Annotated in this window: 22 protein-coding genes; 15 read left to right on the top strand and 7 right to left on the bottom strand. The window is 68.7% G+C overall.

Annotated features, from left to right (window positions below):
* Window positions 1-13: 13 nt before the first annotated feature.
* On the bottom strand, window positions 14-1,417 hold the full coding sequence (gene chlP / locus KBY81_RS02670; protein ID WP_254975517.1) for a geranylgeranyl reductase: 1,404 nt from the start codon (window positions 1,415-1,417) through the stop codon (window positions 14-16).
* A gap of 200 nt (window positions 1,418-1,617) precedes the next feature.
* Between chlP and KBY81_RS02675 the strand changes: the two genes are divergently transcribed.
* The 7 genes from KBY81_RS02675 to ccsB all read left to right on the top strand — a co-directional run bounded on the left by KBY81_RS02675 (window position 1,618) and on the right by ccsB (window position 8,317).
* Entirely contained in the window at window positions 1,618-2,331 is a 714-nt protein-coding gene (locus tag KBY81_RS02675; RefSeq protein WP_254975518.1) for a D-alanyl-D-alanine carboxypeptidase family protein, read from the top strand.
* Window positions 2,332-2,668: 337 nt separating this feature from the next.
* Window positions 2,669-4,477: a translational GTPase TypA gene (typA, locus tag KBY81_RS02680; protein ID WP_106219954.1), complete on the top strand. Its 1,809-nt coding sequence runs from the start codon at window positions 2,669-2,671 to the stop codon at window positions 4,475-4,477.
* Window positions 4,474-4,890 (top strand): DUF309 domain-containing protein, encoded by a 417-nt coding sequence (locus KBY81_RS02685; protein ID WP_106219955.1) that lies wholly within the window; start codon window positions 4,474-4,476, stop codon window positions 4,888-4,890. The genes typA and KBY81_RS02685 overlap by 4 nt, the downstream gene beginning before the upstream one ends.
* Before the next feature lie 29 nt (window positions 4,891-4,919).
* Window positions 4,920-5,408: an LptA/OstA family protein gene (locus tag KBY81_RS02690; RefSeq protein ID WP_254975519.1), complete on the top strand. Its 489-nt coding sequence runs from the start codon at window positions 4,920-4,922 to the stop codon at window positions 5,406-5,408.
* A complete protein-coding gene (gene lptB, locus KBY81_RS02695) occupies window positions 5,405-6,133 on the top strand; it encodes an LPS export ABC transporter ATP-binding protein (protein ID WP_106219957.1) in 729 nt (242 codons plus the stop codon). Before KBY81_RS02690 ends, lptB begins: the two co-directional genes overlap by 4 nt.
* A gap of 56 nt (window positions 6,134-6,189) precedes the next feature.
* Window positions 6,190-7,350, top strand: coding sequence for an LptF/LptG family permease (locus tag KBY81_RS02700; RefSeq protein ID WP_181280028.1), 1,161 nt, complete (start codon window positions 6,190-6,192; stop codon window positions 7,348-7,350).
* A gap of 55 nt (window positions 7,351-7,405) precedes the next feature.
* Window positions 7,406-8,317, top strand: coding sequence for a c-type cytochrome biogenesis protein CcsB (gene ccsB / locus KBY81_RS02705; RefSeq protein ID WP_043326237.1), 912 nt, complete (start codon window positions 7,406-7,408; stop codon window positions 8,315-8,317).
* Between the two features lie 83 nt (window positions 8,318-8,400).
* On the opposite strand, the gene rpe is transcribed toward ccsB, so the two are convergent.
* Entirely contained in the window at window positions 8,401-9,084 is a 684-nt protein-coding gene (rpe, locus tag KBY81_RS02710; RefSeq protein ID WP_106219959.1) for a ribulose-phosphate 3-epimerase, read from the bottom strand.
* A 204-nt stretch (window positions 9,085-9,288) separates the two neighbouring features.
* Here rpe and glpX point away from each other — a divergent pair, with 204 nt between their 5' ends.
* From glpX to KBY81_RS02745, 7 genes are all read left to right on the top strand, one after another.
* Window positions 9,289-10,293: a class II fructose-bisphosphatase gene (gene glpX, locus KBY81_RS02715; RefSeq protein WP_106219960.1), complete on the top strand. Its 1,005-nt coding sequence runs from the start codon at window positions 9,289-9,291 to the stop codon at window positions 10,291-10,293.
* Window positions 10,294-10,327: 34 nt separating this feature from the next.
* Window positions 10,328-11,638, top strand: a complete 1,311-nt coding sequence (locus tag KBY81_RS02720; protein WP_106219961.1) for a glutamyl-tRNA reductase — start codon at window positions 10,328-10,330, stop codon at window positions 11,636-11,638.
* 147 nt (window positions 11,639-11,785) lie between these two features.
* Window positions 11,786-13,081: a glucose-1-phosphate adenylyltransferase gene (locus KBY81_RS02725; protein ID WP_106219962.1), complete on the top strand. Its 1,296-nt coding sequence runs from the start codon at window positions 11,786-11,788 to the stop codon at window positions 13,079-13,081.
* Window positions 13,082-13,193: 112 nt separating this feature from the next.
* Window positions 13,194-14,612, top strand: a complete 1,419-nt coding sequence (gndA, locus tag KBY81_RS02730) for an NADP-dependent phosphogluconate dehydrogenase (RefSeq protein ID WP_254975520.1) — start codon at window positions 13,194-13,196, stop codon at window positions 14,610-14,612.
* The gene (pgl, locus tag KBY81_RS02735; protein WP_254975521.1) at window positions 14,609-15,340 is read left to right on the top strand and encodes a 6-phosphogluconolactonase; all 732 of its coding nucleotides are present in this window, start codon (window positions 14,609-14,611) and stop codon (window positions 15,338-15,340) included. The genes gndA and pgl overlap by 4 nt, the downstream gene beginning before the upstream one ends.
* Before the next feature lie 8 nt (window positions 15,341-15,348).
* Window positions 15,349-15,903 (top strand): CIA30 family protein, encoded by a 555-nt coding sequence (locus KBY81_RS02740; RefSeq protein ID WP_254975522.1) that lies wholly within the window; start codon window positions 15,349-15,351, stop codon window positions 15,901-15,903.
* Window positions 15,890-16,327, top strand: a complete 438-nt coding sequence (locus tag KBY81_RS02745; protein ID WP_106219966.1) for a hypothetical protein — start codon at window positions 15,890-15,892, stop codon at window positions 16,325-16,327. Before KBY81_RS02740 ends, KBY81_RS02745 begins: the two co-directional genes overlap by 14 nt.
* On the opposite strand, the gene KBY81_RS02750 is transcribed toward KBY81_RS02745, so the two are convergent.
* A complete protein-coding gene (locus KBY81_RS02750; protein ID WP_254975523.1) occupies window positions 16,318-19,533 on the bottom strand; it encodes a chemotaxis protein CheB in 3,216 nt (1,071 codons plus the stop codon). The genes KBY81_RS02745 and KBY81_RS02750 overlap by 10 nt on opposite strands.
* Window positions 19,534-20,042: 509 nt before the next feature.
* On the opposite strand from KBY81_RS02750, the gene KBY81_RS02755 reads away from it, so the two are divergent.
* The gene (locus KBY81_RS02755) at window positions 20,043-20,975 is read left to right on the top strand and encodes a helix-turn-helix domain-containing protein (RefSeq protein WP_181280009.1); all 933 of its coding nucleotides are present in this window, start codon (window positions 20,043-20,045) and stop codon (window positions 20,973-20,975) included.
* A 15-nt stretch (window positions 20,976-20,990) separates the two neighbouring features.
* Here the strand turns inward: KBY81_RS02755 and KBY81_RS02760 are convergent, their stop codons facing one another.
* From KBY81_RS02760 to upp, 4 genes are all read right to left on the bottom strand, one after another.
* Window positions 20,991-21,215, bottom strand: coding sequence for a ribbon-helix-helix domain-containing protein (locus KBY81_RS02760; protein ID WP_106219969.1), 225 nt, complete (start codon window positions 21,213-21,215; stop codon window positions 20,991-20,993).
* 215 nt (window positions 21,216-21,430) lie between these two features.
* Window positions 21,431-23,107: a dihydroxy-acid dehydratase gene (ilvD, locus tag KBY81_RS02765; RefSeq protein ID WP_254975524.1), complete on the bottom strand. Its 1,677-nt coding sequence runs from the start codon at window positions 23,105-23,107 to the stop codon at window positions 21,431-21,433.
* Window positions 23,108-23,183: 76 nt separating this feature from the next.
* The gene (locus KBY81_RS02770) at window positions 23,184-23,471 is read right to left on the bottom strand and encodes a hypothetical protein (RefSeq protein WP_106219971.1); all 288 of its coding nucleotides are present in this window, start codon (window positions 23,469-23,471) and stop codon (window positions 23,184-23,186) included.
* A gap of 42 nt (window positions 23,472-23,513) precedes the next feature.
* Entirely contained in the window at window positions 23,514-24,179 is a 666-nt protein-coding gene (gene upp, locus KBY81_RS02775) for a uracil phosphoribosyltransferase (RefSeq protein WP_106219972.1), read from the bottom strand.
* Window positions 24,180-24,197 lie beyond the last annotated feature (18 nt).

A 24,197-nucleotide genomic window follows, 5' to 3' on the forward strand; every position in this document is an offset into this window, starting at 1 on the left:
CACACCGCGATCCTCACTTGGCCACCAGCACCGGCTCCTTTTTGGAGCCGGCATCGGGATCCGTGCCGGCATCCGGGTCGGTGGGGGGGGTCGCGACGTGGACACCGGCCGGCTTCATCGCCGAGCGGGGCTCGGCGGCCGCCAGGATCGCTTCGGCCTCCTCCACCGAGCGCACGGCGCTGGGCACCGGCTTGTAGCCGGCGGGAGCCAGGGCCTGGCCCCGCAGTACCGCCCCCAGGGTGAGCACGGTGAGCTTGATCTGCTGCCAGGGATTCATCGCCACCACCCGCTTGTAGAGGTAGCTGTCGAAGGTGAGGCGCTGCACGTCCTTGTCGTCGCACATCTCGACGAACGCCTCACGGGCGGCATCGTTGCTGTAGAAGATGTTCTGGAGCAGTTCCAGCACCTTGTAGGTGGCGCCGTACTTGCGGTCCCACTTGCGGATGTAGACCTTGAGATCCTTCTCGGTGGGGATACGGCTGCCGGAGGCGCTGGCGGCGACGATCTCCTCGGCGCACATGCGGCCGCTCTTGGCGGCGAAGTAGATGCCTTCGCCGGAGCTCTTGGTGACGTAGCCGGCGGCATCGCCCACCAGGGCCATGCGGCCCACCACCCGCCGGGGGCGGGGATGCTCGGGGATGGGGTGGGCTTCCACCTTGATCACCTCACCCCGCAGCAGACGGCGGCTGGCCCGCTCACGGATGCCCTTCTGGAGCCCCTTGATCAGGGACTGGTTGGCCTGCATGGTGCCGGTGCCCACCGCCACGTGGTCGTACTTGGGGAAGACCCAGGCATAGAAATCGGGAGACACGTCGGTGCCGACGTACATCTCCGCGAGATCCTCGTAGTAGGCCATCTCCTCGGCCGGCAGCCGGATCCGCTCCTGGAAGGCGATCGCGACGTTGTAGTCGCCAGCATCCATGGCCTTGGCCACCCGGCTGTTGGCCCCATCGGCGCCGACGATCAGATCCACCTCGAGGGTCTTCAGCTCACCGGTGGGGCCGCCGGAGGAGTAATCGGCGTAGTGGAGGGTGTAGGGACCCTGGCGCTGGCTGCCGGTGTCGATGCTCTGCACCAGGCCGTTGACCAGGTGGGCGCCGAGTTCGGCGGCCCGGTTGCGCAGGAAACCGTCGAGCACCTCCCGGCGGCACATGCCGATGTATTCGTTGCTGTTCTCCAGGTGGATGTCCACCTCCCGGTTGGAGGGGGAGATCATCCGCATGTTCCGCACCTTGCGGTCGATGATCGATTCCGGCAGATCGAATTCCTCCACCATGCACAGGGGGATCGCTCCACCGCACGGTTTGGCGTTGTCGAGCTTGCGCTCGAACAGCCAGGTCTCGATGCCGGCCTTGGCGAGAACTTCCGCAGCACAGGAACCGCTGGGGCCGCCGCCCACGACTGCCACTCGCAACATCTTGAAACCTGCTCCGCCATTGGGATGTGGGGTGGAAGCTAACACTGCTGAACCGGTGACTGCCCGGTATGGAATCGACTGAAATGAGCTCCCACCTAAGATCGAGGGTCGCTCGCGGCTGAGGGAATGCCCGCCCACGCTCCGCCGAGGCCCGTCGCTGCTGGCCGGCCGCTGACGCCAGCCGCCGCCGCCAGCCGCTGATGCCCCTTGGTGACGACATCCCGCTGGCCCGGCGCTCCACGCCCCCTCCGCGCCGGCCGGCCTCCGTTCCCAGGCGGATCGCCCAGGTGGTGCTCAGCGGTGCCCTGCTGGCCGGCGGCAGCGTGCTGCTGCTGATCGGCCCCCTGCGCTCCTGGATCACGCCCACCCCCGTGCCGGGACTGTCGGCCCGTCTGGGGCCGGATGGCCGGCTCCTCGGCCACTTCCCCTATCCCGAAGCCGACCCCGCCGAGCTGGTGGCCATCGCCCCCGGACTGCGCCTGCGGCCGGAGGCGGCCCGTGCCCTCGAGGCCATGCGGGCCGCTGCCGATGCCGACGGTGTCGTCCTGACGGTGCTCAGCGCCTGGCGCAGCGTCGATCTGCAGAAGCAGCTGTTCTTCGATGTCAAGGCCGAGCGCAACCAGACCTCCGCCGACCGGGCCCGGGTCAGTGCGCCGCCCGGCTTCTCCGAGCACAGCACCGGCTTCGCCGTCGATCTGGGGGATGGCCGCCTGCCGGCCACCAATCTCAAGGAGAGCTTCGAGTCCACCGAGGCCTACCGCTGGCTCGATCGCCACGCGGCCCGCTTCCACTTCGTGCGTTCCTTCCCCAGGGGCAACCCCCAGGGCGTGAGCTACGAACCCTGGCACTGGCGCTTTGAAGGTTCCACCGAAGCCCTGGAGATGTTCGAGCCGGCCCAGCGTCTGGCCCGCTGAGCCGATGGGTTCGGGGACCCGCCGCCGGGCTCCCAGGAGGGGGTGGGAGTAGGATCAAGATTCGCTTCAACGTTCGCCACATGTCCCACCGGGCCGGCGCGGCAGGGTTTCCCAAAAAACCCTGACGAAGCGTCAGAGCGCTGGTCGGTCCCTGTTCAGGGCCACTTCTGGGCCACGGACACACCCTGTCCCGTCCAGTTCAACGCCCAGCTGAACGCCACGTTGGCAGCGACATGTCTTTTTCGTTTCGCCATCAACGCCCCGTTTCCCTGGAGACGACCACCGTCGATTCGATTCCGACGATCCCCTTCCCACACCTTCGCAGGACGACATCCCCATGAGCGGCGACATCAAAGGCGCCCCGATACGCAATATCGCGATCATTGCCCACGTCGACCACGGCAAGACCACCCTGGTGGATGCCCTGCTCGAGCAATCCGGCATCTTCCGCGAAGGTGAAGCGGTGCCCACCTGTGTGATGGATTCCAACGACCTGGAACGGGAGCGGGGGATCACGATTCTCTCCAAGAACACCGCCGTCGATTACAACGGCATCCGCATCAACATCGTCGACACCCCTGGTCACTCCGATTTCGGTGGTGAGGTGGAGCGGGTGCTGGGCATGGTGGATGGCTGTCTGCTGATCGTGGACGCCAATGAGGGGCCCATGCCCCAGACGCGCTTCGTGCTCAAGAAGGCGCTGGAGAAAGGTCTGCGGCCGATCGTGTTCGTCAACAAGATCGACCGGGCCCGCGTCGATCCGGAACAGGCGGTCGACAAGGTGCTCGATCTGTTCATCGAGCTCGGCGCCGACGACGACCAGTGTGATTTCACCTATCTCTTCGGCAGCGGCATGGGCGGTTACGCCAAGCCCGACATGGCCACCGAGAGCGACAACATGAAGCCGCTCTTCGACGCCATCCTGCGGCATGTGCCGCCGCCGGTGGGGGATCCCGCCAAGCCCCTGCAGCTGCAGGTCACCACCCTCGACTACTCCGATTTCCTGGGCCGGATCATGATCGGCCGGGTCCACAACGGCACGATCACCGGCGGCCAGAACGTCGCCCTGATCCGCGACGACGGCAGCATCAAGCGCGGCCGGATCAGCAAGCTGCTCGGCTTCCAGGGGCTGCAGCGGGTCGAGATCCCGGAAGCCCGGGCGGGTGATCTGGTGGCCGTCGCCGGCTTCGACGAGGTCAACATCGGCGAGACCATCGCCTGCCCCGACCACCCCGAGGCCCTGCCGCTGATCAAGGTGGACGAACCCACCCTGCAGATGACCTTCGTCGTCAACGACTCCCCCTTCGCCGGCAAGGAAGGCAAGTTCGTCACCAGCCGCCAGCTGCGCGACCGCCTGCAGCGGGAGCTGCTCACCAACGTGGCCCTGCGGGTCGAGGACACCGACTCCCCCGACCGCTTCTCGGTCTGCGGCCGTGGTGAGCTGCACCTCGGCATCCTGATCGAGACGATGCGTCGCGAGGGCTTCGAGTTCCAGGTGTCCCAGCCCCAGGTCATCTTCCGCACCATCGACGGCACCCCCCACGAGCCGTTCGAAACCCTGGTCATGGACGTGCCCGAGGAGGCCGTCGGCAGCTGCATCGAGAAGCTCGGCATCCGCAAGGGCGAGATGCAGAACATGGAAGCCACCAGCGATGGCCGCACCCAGCTGGAGTTCGTGGTGCCCTCCCGCGGCCTGATCGGCTTCCGGGGCGATTTCATCCGCGCCACCCGCGGCGAGGGGATCATGAGCCACTCCTTCCTCGATTACCGCCCCATGCAGGGCGACTTCGACGCCCGTCGCAACGGCGTACTGATCGCCTTCGAGGAGGGCACCGCCACCTTCTACGCCCTCAAGGGTGCCGAGGACCGGGGTCAGTTCTTCATCACCCCCGGCACCAAGGTCTACAAGGGGATGATCGTCGGTGAGCACAACCGTCCGCCCGACCTCGAACTCAACGTCTGCAAGGCCAAGCAGGTCACCAACATCCGCTCGGCCGGTGCCGAGGTGCTCGACACCCTCCAGTCACCGATTCAGATGACCCTGGAGCGGGCCCTGGAGTACATCGGCCCCGACGAGATGCTGGAAGTCACCCCCGAATCGATCCGGCTGCGCAAGATGCCGGTGAAGAAGCCCGCCAAGCGTTGAGTCCCGGCGCCCCATCCGCCGATGAGGAAACCCTGCTGCAGGCCGACCCCCGCCTGCGGCAGGCCGTCGAGCACTTCAATGCGGCCGCGTGGTACGCCTGCCACGACGGCTTCGAGGAGCTCTGGCACGAGACCCAGGGGCCGATGCGGCCCGTGCTCCAGGGTCTGCTCCAGATCGCCGTGGCCGAGCTGCACCTGGAACGCGACAACCGCCGCGGTGCCACGGTGCTGATGGGCGAGGGGCTGGGCCGCCTGCGGGGCTGCGGCGACGAAGCCCTGGGCCTGGCCCTCGGCCCGGTCCGGCTCCGGGCGGCCCAGCGGCTGGAGGCCCTGCAGCAGCAGGCCGACCTCACCGGTCTGCCCCTGCCGCGCCTGGAACTGGCGCGGGGAACGGGCACGGCGCCGGTACATTGAGCACACTCAAGGCCTCCACGATTTCCACCTTGACCCTGCCCCCCCGCCCACTGCTGTTCGTGCTCGCCGCGGGGTGCGTGGGCGCCGCCCTGCTGGTGCTCCCGTCCCGCCCCGTCGCGGCCCAGGCGCCGACCGCCACGGCCCAGGCGCCACGCCCGAAGGCGCCCGCCACCGGCATGGTCACGATCGAGTCCGATGTGCAGCAGGCCGACAACCAGAACGGCATCGTCACCGCCACGGGCAACGTGCGCATCGTCTATGCCGATCGCGGCATGACGGCCACCTCGCGCCAGGCCCAGTACTTCAGCAACGAGGGGCGCCTGGTGCTCACCGGCGACGTCGATGTGATCGACACCGATGGCCAGCGCCTGCGGGCGGAGCGGCTGGTCTATCAGCTCGACAGCGAGCGCATGCTGGCGGAACCGCCGGCCGGCAAGCAGGTCTTCAGCAAGTTCCGCCTGCAGCAGCAGGGCACCTCCAAGCCTGACGCAGCCAAGCCTGCTCCCCCCAAGCCGTGAGCCTGGTTCTGGAGAGGGTGGCCATCACCCTCGCCGGCCGCCCCCTGGTGACCGACGTGAGCCTGGATCTCCACCCAGGGGAGGTGGTGGGGCTGCTGGGGCCGAACGGGGCCGGCAAGACCACCACGTTCAACCTGATCACCGGCCTGCTGCGGCCCGACTGCGGTGAGGTGCTGCTGGATGGGCAGTCGGTGGCCCACCTGCCCATGCCCCGCCGTGCCCGTCTGGGCATCGGTTATCTGCCCCAGGAGGCGAGCGTGTTCCGCCAGCTCAGCGTCCGCGACAACCTGATGCTCGCCCTGCAGGAAAGCGGCTCGGAGCCCGCCGGACGCCGTCGACGTCTGGAGGTGCTGATCGAGGACTTCCACCTGAGCGGCTTCCAGAACCGCCGCGGCTACCAGCTCTCCGGAGGGGAGCGGCGCCGCTGCGAGGTGGCCCGGGCCCTGGCGGTGGGGGACCAGGGCCCCCGCTACCTGCTGCTGGACGAACCCTTCGCGGGGGTGGATCCCATGGCCGTCGCCGATCTCCAGGCCCTGATCGACAGCCTGCGCGGCCGTGGCATGGGCGTGCTGATCACCGATCACAACGTCCGGGAGACCCTGGCGATCACCGACCGGGCCTACATCCTGGCCGATGGCAGGATCCTTGCCTCCGGTGCCTCCCATACCGTGGCCAACGATCCCCTGGTGCGGCGTCACTACCTCGGCGAGGGCTTCCAGCTTTGAAGGGGGCCCTGCTGGAGAAGCGCCCCACCTGGCTGCAGCTGCCGGGCGGCGAGCGGCTGCGTGACTGGAAGCGGGTCCCCCGCTGGCGGGACCTGCCCCTGCTCGACCGCTGGCTGCTGCAGGAACTGCTGGGCCCGTTGCTGTTCGGCATCGCCGCCTTCACCGCCGTGTCCCTGTCGGTGGGGGCGGTGTTCGAGCTGGTGCGCCGGGTGGCCGAGTCGGGGCTGCCGGTGATGGCGGCCATCCAGGTGCTGCTGCTGCGCCTGCCCTCCTTCCTGGTCCTCTCCTTCCCGATGGCCACCCTGATGGCCACCCTGCTGGCCTACAGCCGCCTCTCGGGGAGCAGCGAACTGACCGCCCTGCGCAGCGTGGGCGTGAGCACCCGCCGCATGGTGCTGCCGGCCATGGCCCTGGCCCTGGTGATGACCCTGCTGACCTTCGTGTTCAACGACGCGATCGTGCCGCGGGCGAATCTGGCGGCCACCAACAGCCTGGAGCGGGCCCTCGGCAAGGCCATCGCCACCGAGCAGAGCGACAACGCCCTCTATTCCCGCTTCACCGACGTCAAGCTGGCCAACGGCGAATCAGTCAAGTGGCTGACCCACATCTTCCATGCCCGCCAGTTCCGCAAGGGGGTCATGCTCGATGTCACCCTGCTCGACTTCTCCCGCCACGGCTACCGGCAGATGCTCACCGCACTCACCGGCAAGTGGAACGAGAAGGAGGGCATGTGGGAGTTCAACAAGGGCCGCATCACCAACATCGACGTGGCCAGCGGCACCACCACCTCGGCGAGCTTCGACCGTTACCTCTACCCCTTCACCCGGGACCCGATCGAGGTGGCCCAGCTGCCCACCGACGCCAGCACCATGACGGTGGGCCAGGCCCTGACGGCGGAGCGGCTGCTGCTGGAGGCCAACAACACCAAGGAGGCGCGGCGGCTGCGGGTGCGCATCCAGGAGAAGTTCGCCTTTCCGGCCATCTGCCTGGTGTTCGGTCTGATCGGCAGCAGCCTGGGGGTGCGCCCCAATTCCCGCACCAGCCGCAGCCAGGGGTTCGGCATCAGCGTGCTGCTGATCTTCGGCTACTACCTGATGTCCTTCATCTTCAGCTCCCTGGGGATCACGGGCACCCTGATGCCGTTCCTGGCGGCCTGGCTGCCGGTGGTCATCGGCCTGGCCGGCGGGCTCTGGCTGCTGCGGCAGGCCAGCCGCTGAGGCCCCACCGGGGGGACGGCACGGCAAAGTGGATCGGTTTCGATCCGCTCCCTTGGTGAACGATCCGGTCATCGGTCTCGGCCTCGCGGCCTTCGCCCTGCTCCTTCTGGTGCTGCCCATCGCCTTCTGGTCCGTCAGCGGCGGCCAGAGCAACCCGGTGGTCAGGATCCTGGTGGCCTCGGCCAATCTTTGCCTCACGGCCCAGCTGGTGCTGCGCTGGTGGGAGTCGGGACACTTCCCGATCAGCAACCTCTACGAGTCGCTCTGTTTCCTGGCCTGGGCCTGCACCCTCACCCAGCTGCTGGTGGAGCGCAGCTGGCCCAACCCGCTGGTGGCGGCGGCGGCCACGCCGATGGGTCTGGGCTGTGTGGCCTTCGCCAGCTTCGCCCTGCCGGATCGCCTCCAGGAGGCCTCGCCCCTGGTGCCGGCCCTGCGCTCCAGCTGGCTGGTCATGCACGTCAGCGTGATCATGGTCAGCTATGCGGCCCTGCTGGTGGGCTCCCTGCTGTCGGTGGCGGTGCTGTTCGTCGACCGCAACGAGGATCTGGAGCTGCGCAGCAGCTCGATCGGCAGCGGCGGCTTCCGCCAGGCCCGGCTGGCCAGCGACGGCCCCGGTGCCATGGCGCTCAGCAGCAGCAGCTTCCGCATCAGTGAACAGCTCGACAGCCTCAGCTACCGCACCATCACGGTGGGCTTCCTGCTGCTCTCGGTGGGCCTGGTGAGCGGGGCGGTGTGGGCGAATGAGGCCTGGGGCAGCTGGTGGAGCTGGGACCCGAAGGAAACCTGGGCCCTGATCTGCTGGCTGGTCTACGCCGCCTACCTGCACACCCGTCTGATCCGCGGCTGGCAGGGGCGCCGGCCGGCACTGGTGGCCTCGGCGGGCCTGGTGGTGATCGCCGTCTGCTACATCGGCGTCAACCTGCTGGGCATCGGGCTGCACAGCTACGGCTGGTTCCTGGGCAGCTGAGCGGCCGCACGGGTTGCTGTTGCCCCCCCGGGGGCTCCCCAGCAAAACGAAAAGGCCGCCCGTACCGGGCGGCCTGATGACCCTCAGACCAGGGCCGGTTCGGGGCGGCGGCTGTTGCGGATGCCCGTGATGGCCTCGGCGTAGTCGGCCTGGCTGAACACCCCCGAACCGCTGACGATGGCGTTGGCGCCCGCCTCGATCACCTGCCAGGCGTTGGCGGCCTTGATGCCGCCATCCACCTCGATCCAGGGATCCAGTCCCCGTTCGTCGCACAGGCGGCGCAGCTGGCGGATCTTCTCCACCTGGGAGGGGATGAAGCTCTGGCCGCCGAAGCCGGGGTTGACGCTCATGATCAGCACCAGATCACAGAGCTCCAGGCAGTACTCGAGGGTGTCGAGGGGGGTGCTGGGGTTGAGCACCGCACCGGCCATCTTGCCGAGGTCCTTGATCTGGCTGAGGTTGCGGTGCAGGTGGGGGCAGGCCTCCACCTGGACGCTGATGATGTCGGCGCCGGCCTTGGCGAAATCGGCCACGTATTTCTCGGGCTCGACGATCATCAGGTGCACGTCCAGGGGCTTGGTCGTGACGGGGCGCAGGGCTTCGACGATCAGCGGGCCGATGGTGATGTTGGGCACGAAGCGGCCGTCCATCACATCCACATGGATCCAGTCGGCGCCGGCGGCGTCGACGGCCCGGACGTCGTCGCCGAGGCGGGAGAAGTCGGCCGAGAGGATCGACGGGGAGATCACCAGGGGCTTGGTGCTCATGGACGGCCACCGCAGCGGAAGAGTGAAGCGATTGTAAGGAGCCGCCCACCGTGGGACTCCCGGGGGGATCCCGGGCGCGCTGATACGATGGCCCCGCTTCGATTCCGAGAGGCCTTGCAGCGGCTGGAACGTTCCCCGCTTTGCCTGCGGTCCGCCTCCGGCGTGCCGGCCCCTCGTTGAGGCCCCTCCCCCTGCCGGACCGTTGTGGATCGCACTCTCATCCAGGAACTGCTCGAAGTCGTCGAGCAGGCCGCCATCGCCTCCGCCCGCCTGACCGGGCTCGGCAAGAAGGACGAAGCCGATGCCGCGGCGGTGGAAGCCATGCGCACCCGCATGGGCAGCATCGCCATGCAGGGCCGGATCGTGATCGGCGAGGGGGAGCGGGATGAGGCGCCCATGCTCTACATCGGTGAGGAAGTCGGCAGCGGCACCGGCCCCGGCGTCGACTTCGCCGTCGACCCCTGCGAAGGCACCAACCTCTGCGCCAACGCCCAGGACGGCTCGATGGCCGTGCTCGCCGCCAGCGACCGGGGCGGCCTGTTCTACGCGCCGGACTTCTACATGAAGAAGCTGGCGGCGCCCCCGGCGGCCAAGGGCAAGGTGGACATCCGCAAGAGCGCCACCGAGAACATCGCCATCCTCAGCGAGGTCCTGGGCCTGGCCCCCAGCGAACTCACCATCGTGGTCATGGACCGCGCCCGCCACAAGGACCTGATCGCCGAGATCCGTGCCACCGGCGCCCGGGTCAAGCCGATCAGCGACGGTGACGTCCAGGCCGCCATCGCCTGCGGCTTCGCCGGCACCGGCACCCACTGCCTGATGGGCATCGGCGCCGCTCCCGAAGGGGTGATCTCCGCCGCCGCCCTCCGGGCCCTCGGCGGCCACTTCCAGGGCCAGCTGGTGTACGACCCCGCCGTCGCCCAGACCAGCGAGTGGGCCGACTACACCAAGGAGGGCAACATCGCCCGCCTCAACGAGATGGGCATCACCGACGTCGACAAGGTCTATGAGGCCGAGGAGCTGGCCTCCGGCGAGAACGTCGTCTTCGCCGGCAGCGGCATCACCCCGGGCCTGCTGTTCAAGGGCGTCGTGTTCGAGTCCGACTGCACCCGCACCAGCAGCCTGATCATCAGCACCCTCGACCGCAGCGCCCGCTTCACCGATACGGTGCATATCAAGGAAGGCGCCAAGAGCATCGCCCTGCGCTGATCCCACCAGAGTCCGGACCTCGGAGCCCGCCTCCATGCACATCGCCGTCGTCGGTCTGAGCCATCGCACGGCTCCGGTGGAAATCCGCGAGCGCCTCAGCATCCCTGAGCAGACCATGGAGGATTCCCTCCAGCGGCTGCGCTCGGATGAGCAGGTGATCGAGGCCTCGATCCTGAGCACCTGCAACCGGCTGGAGATCTACACGCTCCTGCGCCACCCCGAACAGGGCATCACCGCCGTCGGCGATTTCCTCAGCCAGCAGTCCGGTCTGGCGGTGGAGGAGCTGCGTCCCCACCTGTTCACCTACCACCACGAGGAGGCCGTCGGCCACCTGCTGCGGGTGGCCGCCGGCCTCGACAGCCTGGTGCTGGGGGAGGGCCAGATCCTCTCCCAGGTGAAGAAGATGGTGCGCCTGGGCCAGGAGCACCGCTCCGTGGGCCCGATCCTCAACCGCCTGCTCAACCAGGCGGTGAGCACCGGCAAGCGGGTGCGCACGGAAACCAACCTGGGCACCGGGGCGGTGTCGATCAGCTCGGCCGCGGTCGAGCTGGCCCAGCTGAAGGTGGGCCAGGCCCGGGGCACCGATGAACTGGTTCCGCTGGACCAGGAACAGGTGGCCGTGGTGGGGGCCGGGCGCATGGCCCGGCTGCTGCTGCAGCACCTGCAGGCCAAGGGCTGCCGGGGGGTGGTGCTGCTCAACCGCACCGTCGCCCGGGCCGAAGCCCTGGCGGCCGATTTCCCCGCCCTGCCGGTGCAGTGCCGTCCCCTGGACGACCTCGACCACTGCCTGAGCACCTGCTCGCTGGTGTTCACCAGCACCGGCGCCGAGGAGCCGATCATCACGGCCCGGCGGCTGGAGGGGCTCAACCGCCGCTCCAGCCTGATGCTCATCGACATCGGCGTGCCCCGCAACATCAGTGCCGATGCGGCCCAGCTCCAGGGTGTCGACAGTTTCGACGTCGACGATCTCCAGGAGGTGGTCGCCCGCAACCAGGAGGCCCGCCGGGAGATGGCCGCCGAGGCCGAGGGGCTGCTGGCGGAGGAGGCCAGGCTGTTCCTGGAGTGGTGGGACGGCCTCGAGGCTGTGCCCCTGGTCAACCGCCTGCGCCTGCAGCTGGAGGACATCCGCGAACAGGAGCTGCAGAAGGCCCTCAGCCGCATGGGCCCGGACCTCTCCGCCCGGGAGCGGAAGGTGGTCGAAGCCCTCAGCAAGGGCATCATCAACAAGATCCTGCACACGCCGGTCACCCGGCTGCGGGCCCCCCAGCCCCGCCAGCAGCGGCGGGCGGCCATGGGGGTGCTGCAGGACCTGTTCGAGCTTCACGACGACCCGCCGGAGGCCTGAGCCCCGCCCCACGGGAGGGTCCCCGCCTCACCGGCTCCAGCCCCACCTTTCACTGCAACGGAACATGAACCGAGAAGCCGCAGCGCCGCGCTCCCCGTCACCACGCTCCAGTACGGTCTGGCCAGCCAAGGACCGAGGACTGGGCTCATGAAACGCGTTCTGGCCATCATCCTGGGAGGCGGGGCGGGAACACGTCTCTACCCCCTCACCAAGATGCGGGCGAAGCCCGCTGTTCCCCTCGCTGGGAAATACCGACTGATCGATATTCCCATCAGCAACTGCATCAACTCCGAGATCAACAAGATCTACGTGCTGACGCAGTTCAACAGCGCCTCGCTCAACCGTCACCTGACGATGAGCTACAACCTCTCCTCCGGTTTCGGCCAGGGCTTCGTGGAGGTGCTGGCCGCCCAGCAGACCCCCGACAGCCCCAGCTGGTTCGAAGGCACGGCCGATGCGGTGCGCAAGTACCAGTGGTTGTTCCAGGAGTGGGACGTGGACCACGTCCTGATCCTCTCCGGTGACCAGCTCTACCGGATGGACTACAGCAAGTTCGTCCAGCACCACATCGACTGCGGCGCCGAACTCACGGTGGGGGCCCTGCCGGTGGATGGGGCCCAGGCGGAGGGCTTCGGCCTGATGCGCACCTCCTCCGACGGCCGCATCCTGGAGTTCAGCGAGAAGCCGAAGGGTGCCGCCCTCGAGGCCATGCGGGTCAACACCGAGAGCCTGGGCCTCTCCGCCGAGGAGGCCGCCAAGCGGCCCTACCTGGCCTCGATGGGGATCTACGTCTTCAACCGCAACACCCTGTTCGACCTGCTGGCCAGCCATCCGGAGGCCACCGATTTCGGCAAGGAGATCATCCCCGCGTCCCTCGGCCGAGGGGACCATCTGCAGACCTTCCTGTTCGACGACTACTGGGAGGACATCGGCACGATCGGGGCGTTCTACGAGGCCAACCTGGCCCTCACCGACCAGCCCAATCCGGCCTTCTCCTTCTATGACGAGAAGTTCCCCATCTACACCCGGCCCCGCTACCTGCCCCCCAGCAAGCTGCAGGACGCCCAGGTGACCCAGTCGATCATCGGCGAGGGATCCCTGCTCAAGGCCTGCAGCATCCACCACTGCGTGCTCGGCGTTCGCTCCCGGGTCGAGGACGAGGTGGTGCTCCAGGACACCCTGCTGATGGGGGCCGACTTCTTCGAATCCTCCGAGGAACGGCTGGTGCTGCGCGAACGGGGCGGCACCCCGATCGGTGTGGGCCGGGGCACCACCGTGAAGGGGGCGATCCTCGACAAGAACGTGCGCATCGGCCGCGACGTCACCATCGTCAACAAGGACCGGGTGGAGGAGGCCGATCGGCCGGAGCTCAACTTCTACATCCGCAACGGCATCGTCGTGGTGGTGAAGAACGGCACGATCGCCGACGGCACCGTGATCTGAGGCCCGCGCCGGGGGAGGGCTGGGCCAGCAGTTGCTGACATCCCCCCCCGGGACACCGACGCGCCGCCGACCGCTGGCCACAGTGGCGATGAAGCAAGACATCCACGCTCCTATGGGCAAGGCGCATTTCGGACTCATCGGCCTCGGCGTGATGGGTGAGAATCTGGTCCTCAACGCCGAGAGAAACGGTTTCTCAAGCGTCGTCTACAACCGGACCTACGCCAAGACCGAGGAGTTCCTGGCCGGACGCGGCGCCGGCAAGGACATCGTGGGAGCGGCCAGCCTCGAGGAGTTCGTGGCGGCCCTGGAGCGGCCCCGCCGCATCCTGATGATGGTGAAGGCGGGCGATCCGGTGGATGCCACCATCGCCAGCATCTCGCCGCTGCTCGAGGAAGGCGATCTGCTGATCGACGGCGGCAACTCCCTCTACACCGACACCGAACGGCGGGTCAAGGAGCTGGAGAGCAAGAGTTTCGGCTACATCGGCATGGGCGTCTCGGGCGGCGCCAAGGGGGCCCTGGAGGGGCCGAGCATGATGCCCGGCGGCACCAAGGCGGCCTACGACGCCATCGAAAGCCTGGTCACGAAGATGGCCGCCCAGGTGGAGGACGGCCCCTGCGTCACCTACATCGGCCCCGGTGGCGCCGGCCACTTCGTCAAGACCGTCCACAACGGCATCGAGTACGGCATCGAGCAGATCCTGGCCGAGGCCTACGACCTGATGAAGCGCATCGCCGGGATGGACGGCGATGCCATGGCCGATGTGCTGGGGGGCTGGAACCAGACCGAGGAGCTCGCCTCCTTCCTGGTGGAGATCACCGAGGTGTGCCTGCGCACCAAGGATCCCGAGAGCGGCGGTGATCTGGTGGAGCTGATCGTCGATGCCGCCGGCCAGAAGGGCACCGGCCTGTGGACCGTGGTCAGTGCCCTGGAGATGGGGGTGCCCGTGCCCACCATCTACGCCGCCCTCAATGCCCGGGTGCTGAGCTCCCTGCGCAGCGAGCGGATCGCGGCCGAAGCGGTGCTGCACGGCCCCGCCCCCCACAGCTTCTCCCTCGGGGAGCCCGCCACCGGCATGGCGCCGCTGCGGGACGCCTGCATCCTGGCCTGCATCGCCAGCTACGGCCAGGGGATGGCCCTGCTGCAGGAGGCCTCCAAGCTCCACGACTACCACCTCGATTTCTCGGCCATCGGCCAGATCTGGAAGGGGGGCTGCATCATCCGGGCCCGGCTGCTGCAGCGGATCCAGGACGCCTACCGCGCCAATCCGTCCCTGCCCAACCTGATGCTCGATCCCTGGTTCGCCACCCAGGTCAACCAGCGCCTGGCCGGCCTGCGCCAGGTGGTGGCGGGGGCGGCCCTGGCGGGCATCCCCGTGCCCTGCCTCAGCAGCACCCTCGACTACATCGACAGCTACCGCACCGGCCGCCTGCCCCAGAACCTGGTGCAGGCCATGCGCGACTGCTTCGGCTCCCATACTTATGAGCGCACGGACCGCCCCGGCGCGTTCCATACCGAGTGGCTCGTTTGACCGAACCCAGCACCCGCTACCAGCTGATCGTCGCCACCAGCCCCGAAGAACTGGCCCGCCAGGCGGCCGAGCAGATCGCCTCCGGCATCGATCTGGCCCTCGCCGAGCGGGACCGGGCCCAGATCGCCCTGGCCGGCGGCGAAACGCCCCGGGCGGCCTATGCCCGCCTGGCCGAGGAGCACCTGCCCTGGGAGCGGGTCGATGTGCTGCTGGGGGATGAACGCTGGGTGCCGGCCGACGACCCCTCCAGCAATGCCCGCATGCTGCGGGAAACTTTGCTGGCCCACCCCCAGGCCAGCCACGCCCGCTTCCACCCGGTGCCCACCGACCGCCCCACCCCGCAGGCCAGCGCCGAGGCCTACGCCGCCGAGCTGGCGGTGCTCTGCCCCGGCGCGCTGCCCCGTTTCGACGTGCTGCTGCTCGGCCTGGGTGACGACGGCCACACCGCCTCCCTGTTCCCCGGCACGGCGGCCCCCGGCGTCAGCGACCGCCCGGTCACCATCGGGGAAGGCAAGGGTCTTCCGCGCATCACGCTCACGGCGCCGGCGCTCTCGGCCGCCCGCCGGGTGATCTTCCTGGTCAGCGGCGCCGGCAAGCGCCAGGCGCTCACCCGGCTGCTCGACCCGAGTGAGCCCGCCGAGCGCACCCCCGCCCGGCTGGTGCGGCCCGCGGGTGTGGTGGTGATCCTGGCGGACGCCGCCGCCGCCGCCGACCTCCCCGGCGCCTGAGGGCTCCCATGCAGGTGATCCGCGGCGATGGCTTCAGTGGCTGGCATGCCCTCAACGACACCGTCATGGGGGGGCGCAGCTCGGGCCTGTGCACGGTCAGCAGCCGGGGCCTGCGGCTGGAGGCGGAGGTGGTGGAGCAGGGCGGCGGCTTCGTCAGCTGCCGCTCGCCCATCTTTTCCCCTCCCCTTGATCTCTCTGCTCAGGCCGCCTTCGAGTTGGAGCTGCAGGGCGACGGCCGTCACTACAAGCTGGCGGTGGCCTGCGCCGATGGGGTGGCGGGTCTCACCGAGATGATTCCCGGCGGTGTGCGCTGGGTGGCGAACTTCGCCACCGAGGCCGAGGGACCCTGCCGGGTGCGGATCCCCTTCGCCCAGCTGCGGGCCTCGATCCGGGCCAGGCCGATCGAGGCCCTGCCCCTGGGCCTGCCCCTGCGCTTCGATCCGGCCCGCATCACCCGGTTGCAGATCCTGCATTCGAAGTTCGGCGACGACGGCTCCGCCAATCCGGGCTTCCGGGCCGGCCCGCTCAGCCTGGAGCTGATGGCGATCGATGCCGTCGCCTGAGTCCTCCATCGGCAGCGCCAACACCGATCTGTGCCAGCTGGTGGCGGCGGCGGCCGACCTCTGCCGCAAACCCCTGCGCCACGCGGTGGTCAACCCCGACCCGGGTGCCATCGGGGCCGGCCCGGGGGCGGAGGAGGAGGGGGTGGACAGCCTCGATCTCTGCCTGCGGCTGGAGGCCCGCACCCCCGAGGGCGAACGGGTGCCTGCGGAGGATCTGGAGCTGGAGATCTACCGCAGCGGTACGGAGCTCAACCTCACCCTGGCCTGGCGGCAGGGGGAGGACCACCCCCTGCTGTGGCAGGGCAGCCATCCGGTCTGGATGGATGGGGCCACGGGCCTGCGCTGCAGCTGTCCGCCCCAGGGTGAGCCGCTGGAGGCCTTGGCGCGACGCCTGCGGGCCCTGTTGCGGCCTGATCAGGGTTGAGGCGTCGGCAGCACCATCAGCAGCGAGCCGGTTCCCATCGTTGAGGGGAGCGGCCAGAGTTCGGCCGTGGCCACCAGCGTGCGGCCATCCCGATGGCGCAGGGGAAAGGCGTCACTGACGAACAGCGGCCCATCGGCGGGCGCGTCGGTGCCAACAGGAGCCGTGGCCGCCTCCGGCAGCTGGCAGAACAGGGAGGCCGGTGACCCCACCAGGCTGTCGCGCTCGAAGCCGATCCTGTGGCACAGGCTGGCGTTGACCAGTACCACCCGCTGGCTGCTGTCGAATACCGCCACCGAGAAGCTGGGGCTACGGATCAGCGTCTCGAACAGCACCGAGAGATCGCGGCCATGCTCCTGGGCCTGGCGCTGCTGGGTGATGTCGGAGAGGGTGCCGACCACATAGCGATCCATCTCCTCGGTGAGCACCTTGGCGTTCTCCGTCACCCAGCGCTGCTCGCCGTCCCGGCGGATGATGCGGTACTGCACCGACCAGCCCCCCCGGGCCGGGTCCCGGCTGGCCCAGACCCGATCGCGGTCCTCCGCCAGGATCGCGTCGTCGAGCAGCCGGGGATCGGCGAACAGCTCGGCCGGGCTCCAGCCCGTCAGGGGCAGGATGCGCTGGCTGGCATAGAGCAGCCGGCCCAGGCTGGCATCCCGCTTCCAGACCGCTTCCTCGAGGGCATCGGTGAGGCTGGAGAAGGAATCGAGGGAGGTCTCGGCGGCCCGGCGCAGGGCCAGCAGCTCTGACACGTCGGTGAGGGTGATGATGGCCCCCAGCCGCTGACCCTCCTGCTCCTGGTAGGGCAGCACCTGGGCCAGGTAGGCGATGTCCTCGCTGACCGCCTCGATGTTGCGCCGCGGAGCACCGCCAACGACCTCTGTGAGGGCCTTCCGCAGACCCGGCAGCGGCACCGTGGTCGGCACGCCCAGCAGGGGCTGGCCGATATCGTCGTTCACCAGGGCGAACACCCGCACCGCCAGGGGCGTGAACCGGGTGATGCACAGCTCCCGGTCGACGATGACCATGCCCTGGTTCAGGGAGTTCTGGATGTTCTCCAGATCGGTGCTGAGCAGCTGCAGCTCCGTGCTCCTGGCCCGCAGTTCCTGGTTGAGGGTGGCCAGTTCCTCGTTGGTGGCCTGCAGCTCCTCGTTGGAGGATTCCAGCTCCTCATTGGAGGACTGCAGTTCCTCCGACGAGGCCTGCAGTTCCTCGGCCGAGGCCTCCAGTTCCTCGTTGGCCTCCTCCAGGTCCGCCAGGGACCGGCGCAGGGTGTCGTGGCTGGTGAGCAGCTCCTTTTCCAGCCGGGCGATCTGCTGGTCGAAGTTCGGGTCGCGGATCAGCGTCGCATCCGCGGCGGCCGGTTCGGCGCCGTCCGGCGGTTCCCGCAGGAAGCTCAGCAGGGTCAGGATCCGGTCGTTGACCTGGAGCGGTCGGGCCTCCAGCCGCAGGTGGATGGCGAAGTCAGGCAGATGCAGCAGGCGGCTGCGGGCCGGCTGGCCGTCGGCCCGCACGATCAGCAGCAGGGCGCGGGCTTCGGCCTGCAGATCCTCCAGCAGGAAGGAGGTGGCGGCGGTCGAGATCCGCCCTTCCGGAAGCCGGCAGAAGGGACTGACATCGCCGATCACCTCCACCAGTCCGTGGTTCTCATCGAGGATCACGCAGGGGGGTGAGGTGCTGCGGACCAACGCTTCGAGGGTGGCCACATGCTCCTCGACCACGGTCTCCCGCAGGATCGAGATCCGACCGATCGGGTTGAACAGCATCGTTGGCCGCTGGGACGGCTGGGCGACCGTGGAGTAGCGGGCGGACTGGGGCTCAGCGGTGCGATGGAAGATGCGGTGGTCGGCGTTGGCCACCTCGAAACCCTCGGTCCTGTGGCCCAGCGACTCCGTACGGCCGAGGAACAGCAAGCCCGCGGGCAGCAGGCCGAACCGGAACTGCGCCAGGACCCGATCCTGCAGGGGCTGGGTGAAGTAGATGAGGGTGTTGCGGCTGGAGATCAGATCCAGGCGCGGGAAGGGGGGATCGACCGCCACGTTGTGACGGGCGAAGACCACGCAGTTGCGCAGGTCGTCAGAGATCTGGACCTCACCGTTGCACGGCTCCACGAACCGTTCCCGCAACGACTCCGGAATGGCCAGGCTGGAGGCGGCGGGATAGGTGGCCCGGCGTGCCACGGCCAGGCTCTCCTCGTCGAGGTCAGTGCCGAAGATCTTGAGGTGATGGGTCAGGTCCTGGGGGTGGCCGAGCACCTCGCTGATGAGCATGCCCAGGGAATAGACCTCCTCCCCGGTGGCACAGCCGGGCACCCACACCCGCAGGCGATCCCTGCGGATGCGCTGGGCCACGTAGGCCCGCAGGAGCTCACCGAGGGCCGCGAACGACTCCGGGTCGCGGAAGAAGGAGGTGACGGTGACCAGCAGGTTGTGGACCAGGGCCGAGGCCTCCTTGCTGTCGGCCGAGAGCACCTGCAGGTACTCGTCCATGCTCTCGATCTGGCGGATCGCCATCCGCCGCGCCAGCTGTCGCTGCAGGGTGGACTCCTTGTACTGGCTGAAGTCGATGCCGCTGTTGTGCTGCAGCAGCTCCAGGGCACTGGAGACGTTGAGGCCCCGGGGATCGGGGACGTTCAGCTCGACCCAGTCGCCATCGGAGCTCATCAGGTCCGTGAGATGGCGGCCGATGGCGGCCGGCTCGAGGATCAGGTCGGCCCCACCCATGGCGACGGCGGCGGTGGGCATGGCCGCGAACCGGGCGCTCTCGGGGGTCTGAGCGATGGTGAGGCCACCGGCGGCCCGCACGGCCCGCAGGCCGCGGGCGCCGTCGGAGCCGGTGCCCGAGAGCACCACGGCGGCCCCGTGGCCGTTCCAGTGGTCGGCGATTGATTCGAACAGACGGTCGATGCTGGGGCTGGGGCCGAAGCGGGGCTCGGGCGCCACCAGCCGGAGCCGGTGTCCCGAGACGCTGATGTCGTGGTTGGGGGGGCAGACGCTGACCGTGTCCGGCAGCAGCGTGGCCCCGTCGACCGCCTTGACCACCTGCAGCTCGGTGACCCGCGCCAGCAGCTCGACCATCAGGCTGCCGTGGTCGGGGGAGAGGTGCTGGGCCACCACATAGGCCACGTTGCCACCCGGGGTGAGGCTGCCCAGCAGCGCCTGCAGGGCCTCCAGGCCACCGGCCGAGGCTCCGATCCCCACCAGATGCATGCCGGGATCGGCATCGGGGGGCGTGGATGATGCCGGGGAAGATTCCGCGTCATTGGATTCTTCCATCAACCCCCGGACATGGAACGTTCGCCTTCAATCTAAACCGGTGAACCCCGCCAGACCATCATCGAGCGATGCCGCGAATCGGCTGGATTGGGACGGCAGGCCCCGGCGCCGGCCGTCAGGATGTCCGGGCCTCCGCAGCGGGTGCGTCGGTGAGCTCTCCAGCAACGAACCATCACGAAATGCCATTCGTGCGTGCTGGCACATCGCGTTATTTCTCAGGCCTTTGGCCCTCTCGACCCGCCAGCGGGAGGCGGGTGTCAACGAGCAGAAACTTCAAACTTTTTATGATACTCTGAACACAGTGAGAAACCATGGAGGTGAGGCATCGTATGCACAACGAGCCTTGCTTTCCGGAGTTTGATCACCATGACGTTGCCCTTTTCCCTAATCCTCTGCTGCGTCTGCTTCGGCTGAGTACGGATCCCCTCGTCTGCGCCTCCCTGTTGCAGGAGGCCCTGCCCCTGGTGGAGCTGATTCCGCTGGAGCCCGAGTCCTCCTGGTGGTGTTACGGCGCCAACCTCCGACTCGGCGGGCTGCTGGCCACCGCCTGGACGGCCAGGCCGACGCGGATGACCTTCTCGGAACGTCAGGAGCACATCGTTGTCCTGGGCTATGGCGGAGAACAGCGGCTGCGACAGGCCTCCACCACCTGGCCCTGTGCCCGTGGAGGCTGTGTGCTGATGGCCAGTGCGGTCAGCACCATGGAGAGCACCCTGTCGTCCGCTGTGGCTTTCGCTCTCACCAGAGACCGACTCCTGGAGACGGCGATGGCGATGGGTGGCTATCAGCAGAAGCCGAAGGACTGGGAGGAAACGGTGTCGCTGGCCCATGGCTGGAGCCCGCCCAGGAACAACGCCGCCCCTTCCCTGCTCTCGGCGTTGCAGCAGACCATCGCCATGGCCGGTCAGTTGTCCGGCTATGGCCACGGGCTGTTGGATCGCCTCCAGTTCGACGACCAGATCTATCGGCTGATGGTGGCCATGCTGCTGCCGGAGATCCGCCAGGACAAGACCCTGGACCGGCTCCTGCACCGGCAGCGCCAGGGTCGTGATTCCTTCGATGAACTGATTGACTACATCAAGCAGAATCTGGGCGAGCCGCTCACCCTCACTGACCTGGAATCGAGGAGCCATTACTCCCGCCGGGCGCTGCAATATGCGTTCGCCGAACGCATGGGCTGCACGGCCACCAAGTGGATCAAGATGCAGCGTCTTGACCGTGCCCGGCAACGGCTGGAGCGGCCGACCCTGAACGACACGGTGGGGAGCATTGCCCGCGAATGCGGCTACCGCTCCCTCGGACTGTTCAGCGTGGATTTTCAGCAGCGGTTCCATGTCAGGCCCTCCGAGCTGCTGCGGGAGTCCCGGCGGCCGTAGCCGGGACCGTCCCGCTCACGTTCGCCGTCGGAACGCGTCCGCCGAATCCATGCGGCTCTGGTTGTGCTCGCTGGGATGGGCGCCCTGCAGGGCCGATTCGAGCAGGTAGGCGGCCAGGTTGGAGAGGGAGCGTCCCTGGACGTTGCTGCGCTCCACCAGGGCCTGGTAGGCGTTGTAGGGAACCGTGATCGTGACACGCACCGGCCGCAGGAAGGGACCGGGTTCGGAGTGGCTTCGCATGGGTCGAGGGGGTGGCTTCCTCTGATCTAGGCCCATGGACGGGATCTGCGTCCAGACGCGTCATGGGACGTCGGAGCGGCTCCAGGGGCGAGAGGCCAGTGCTGGCCGGCGATTCACCCTGCTGCGGACAGCAGCAGAGCGCCTGCGCCGTCAGTGCAGGCCTGCATCGACCTGCGGAAACTGCACGTTTCTGAAAACGGGCTCAGCTCCGGGGCTCAGTCGGGGGGCAGGTCGGTCACCGCCCCCAGGCTGCTGCTGCTCACCAGCCGGGCGTACTTGCCGAGCACGCCAGTGCGGTAGCGGGGGGCGGGCCTGGTCCAGGCGCTGCGGCGCCGGGCCAGCTCCTCCGGATCCACGTTGAGCTGCAGCAGGCGCTGCTTCGCATCCACCGTGATGCTGTCGCCCTCCTGCACCAGGGCGATGGTGCCGCCCGCGGCGGCTTCCGGAGCCACGTGGCCCACCACCATCCCGTAGGTGCCGCCCGAGAAGCGGCCATCGGTGATCAGGGCCACCGAATCGCCCAGCCCCTCGCCGATGATCGCGGCGGTGGGGGCCAGCATTTCGCGCATGCCGGGGCCGCCCACCGGCCCTTCGTAGCGGATCACCACGACATCACCGGCGCTGATGCGTTTGGCGAGGATGGCGGCCAGGGCATCCTCCTCACTCTCGAACACCCGCGCCGGGCCGGTCATCACCGGGTTTTTCACCCCGCTGATCTTGGCCACGCTGCCCTCCTCGGCCAGGTTGCCCCGCAGGATCGCCAGGTGGCCCTGGGCGTAGAGGGGGTTGGACAGGGGCCGGATCACGTCCTGGCCCGCCGGCGGTTCGGAGGGCACGTCGGCGAGCACCTCGGCCAGGGTGCGCCCCTCGATCGTGCGGCAGTCCCCGTGCAGCAGGCCGCCGTCGAGCAGCAGCTTCATCACCTGGGGGATGCCGCCGGCCCGGTGCAGATCGACGGTGACGTAGCGGCCGCTGGGCTTGAGGTCGCAGATCACGGGCACCTTCTGGCGGATCGTCTCGAAGTCGTCGATTGTCAGGGGCACACCAGCGGTGCGGGCAATCGCCAGCAGGTGCAGCACCGAGTTGGTGGAACCCCCCACCGCCATGATCACGGCGATGGCGTTCTCGAAGGCCTGGCGGGTCAGCAGGTCCCGGGGGCGGATGTTCGCTTCGATGGCCTTCACCAGCACCTCGGCGGAGCGGGCGGCGCTGTCGGATTTCTCATGGTCCTCCGCCGCCATCGTCGAGCTGTAGGGCAGGCTCAGGCCGAGCACCTCGAAGGCCGAACTCATCGTGTTGGCGGTGAACATGCCGCCGCAGCTGCCGGCGCCGGGGCAGGCGTTCTTCTCGATCGCCAGCAGCTCGGCCTCGTCGATGCGGCCGCCGGAGAGCTGCCCCACCGCCTCGAAGGCGCTGACCACGGTGAGATCACAGGGCCCCAGCTTCCCCGGCTTGATCGTGCCGCCATACACAAAGATCGCCGGGATGTTCATGCGGGCCATGGCGAGCATGGCGCCGGGCATGTTCTTGTCGCAGCCGCCGATGGCCAGCAGACCATCCATGCTCTGGGCGTTGCAGGCGGTTTCGATCGAATCGGCGATCACCTCCCGGGAGACCAGCGAGTATTTCATGCCCTCGGTGCCCATCGAGATGCCGTCGCTGACGGTGATGGTGCCGAACATCTGGGGCATGGCTCCAGCCCCATGGGCGGCCTGCTCGGCGCGCCGGGCGAGGTCGTTGAGGCCGATGTTGCACGGCGTGATCGTGCTGTAGCCGTTGGCGATGCCGATGATCGGCTTGCCGAAGTCCCCGTCGCCGAAACCGACGGCCCGCAGCATGGCCCGGTTGGGGGAGCGTTGGAGGCCCTTGGTGATGGCGTCGGAGCGCAGCATGGCCGGGGAGGAACGGGTCTGCAGCAACTTACCGAGGGGCCTGCTCCGCCACGTCCGGGGCCTCAGCCGGCGATGGTCAGGCCTGGGGCTGCAGCTGCTCGAGCTGGCGGCGCACCTCGTCGATCGCCTGGTTGAGCTTCTGCACGCGGTCGTGCAGCTGGTCGCTGCTCACCGGCGCCTCCTCGAGGCCTTCGCTGAGACGGGAGACCCGCAGCATCCGCAGCTGGCGCTGGGACAGCCGATGCCGCTCGGCCCGGCGCAGCAGCCAGACGGCGAGGCCGGCGGCCCCCATCACCGCCCCGGCGGCCCCGGCCAGCAGGACCAGACTGCCGCTGGCGGAGGATTGCTGCCTGGAATCAGCCATGGAGCGGCACGGAAAGGGGCTTCCGGATCGGAGGGACCCAGCCTAGGCAGTGGCGGCGGCGATTCCATACAGCCGCTCACTCACCTCGCCGAAGCCCGGCACCACCCGGTGCCGGCTGTCCACCTCCGGGTCGATGCCGGCGCAGTAGAGGGTGAGCTGGCTGTGGCGCTCCCCGACGACCTTCAGCCCTGGGCTCGCCGCCAGGGTGGTGATCACCCGCAGCCGCTGCCCCTCCACCCCCAGGCCCGCCAGACGGTCGAGCAGGGCCAGCAGGATCGAGCCGCTGGCGAGCACCGGCAGGAACACCAGCACGCCGCTGCGGGCCTCGATGGTGGCCGGCAGGTCGTCGAGAAACCAGTGGGGCTTGTGCTCCGGCCCACAGGGCTCGATGCCCACGTGGGCCAGCTGGGCCGACGGCAGCACCGACTGGGCCCCCTGCCACAGGCCCAGGCCCCCCCGCAGCACCGGGATCACCAGCAGGGGCACCTCCGGATCGACCACCTGGCCGTCGCAGTGGCCCAGGGGCGTGGTGACCGACACCGGACGGTGGGGCAGCCAGTCGCGCAGCGCCTCATAGGTGAGCCAGCGGCCCAGCTCCGCCATGGCGGTGGCGAACAGGGGCGAGGGGGTGGACCCGTCCCGCAGCAGGGTGAGCCAGTGGCCGATCAGGGGATGGGGGGGGACCACCACCCGCAGGGACATGCTCATGTCGGGGTGTGTCTGCCA

It is taken from the genome of Cyanobium sp. Lug-B (assembly GCF_024345635.1).
Lineage (GTDB): Bacteria > Cyanobacteriota > Cyanobacteriia > PCC-6307 > Cyanobiaceae > Cyanobium > Cyanobium minutissimum.

Bases quoted from the DNA above. Each gene is read 5' to 3' on its own strand.
- chlP (WP_254975517.1), bottom strand. From the start codon at position 1,417: ATGTTGCGAGTGGCAGTCGTGGGCGGCGGCCCCAGCGGTTCCTGTGCT.
- KBY81_RS02675 (WP_254975518.1), top strand. From the start codon at position 1,618: ATGCCCCTTGGTGACGACATCCCGCTGGCCCGGCGCTCCACGCCCCCT.
- typA (WP_106219954.1), top strand. From the start codon at position 2,669: ATGAGCGGCGACATCAAAGGCGCCCCGATACGCAATATCGCGATCATT.
- rpe (WP_106219959.1), bottom strand. From the start codon at position 9,084: ATGAGCACCAAGCCCCTGGTGATCTCCCCGTCGATCCTCTCGGCCGAC.
- KBY81_RS02720 (WP_106219961.1), top strand. From the start codon at position 10,328: ATGCACATCGCCGTCGTCGGTCTGAGCCATCGCACGGCTCCGGTGGAA.
- KBY81_RS02725 (WP_106219962.1), top strand. From the start codon at position 11,786: ATGAAACGCGTTCTGGCCATCATCCTGGGAGGCGGGGCGGGAACACGT.
- gndA (WP_254975520.1), top strand. From the start codon at position 13,194: ATGGGCAAGGCGCATTTCGGACTCATCGGCCTCGGCGTGATGGGTGAG.
- KBY81_RS02740 (WP_254975522.1), top strand. From the start codon at position 15,349: ATGCAGGTGATCCGCGGCGATGGCTTCAGTGGCTGGCATGCCCTCAAC.
- KBY81_RS02745 (WP_106219966.1), top strand. From the start codon at position 15,890: ATGCCGTCGCCTGAGTCCTCCATCGGCAGCGCCAACACCGATCTGTGC.
- KBY81_RS02750 (WP_254975523.1), bottom strand. From the start codon at position 19,533: ATGCATCTGGTGGGGATCGGAGCCTCGGCCGGTGGCCTGGAGGCCCTG.
- KBY81_RS02760 (WP_106219969.1), bottom strand. From the start codon at position 21,215: ATGCGAAGCCACTCCGAACCCGGTCCCTTCCTGCGGCCGGTGCGTGTC.
- ilvD (WP_254975524.1), bottom strand. From the start codon at position 23,107: ATGCTGCGCTCCGACGCCATCACCAAGGGCCTCCAACGCTCCCCCAAC.
- KBY81_RS02770 (WP_106219971.1), bottom strand. From the start codon at position 23,471: ATGGCTGATTCCAGGCAGCAATCCTCCGCCAGCGGCAGTCTGGTCCTG.
- upp (WP_106219972.1), bottom strand. From the start codon at position 24,179: ATGAGCATGTCCCTGCGGGTGGTGGTCCCCCCCCATCCCCTGATCGGC.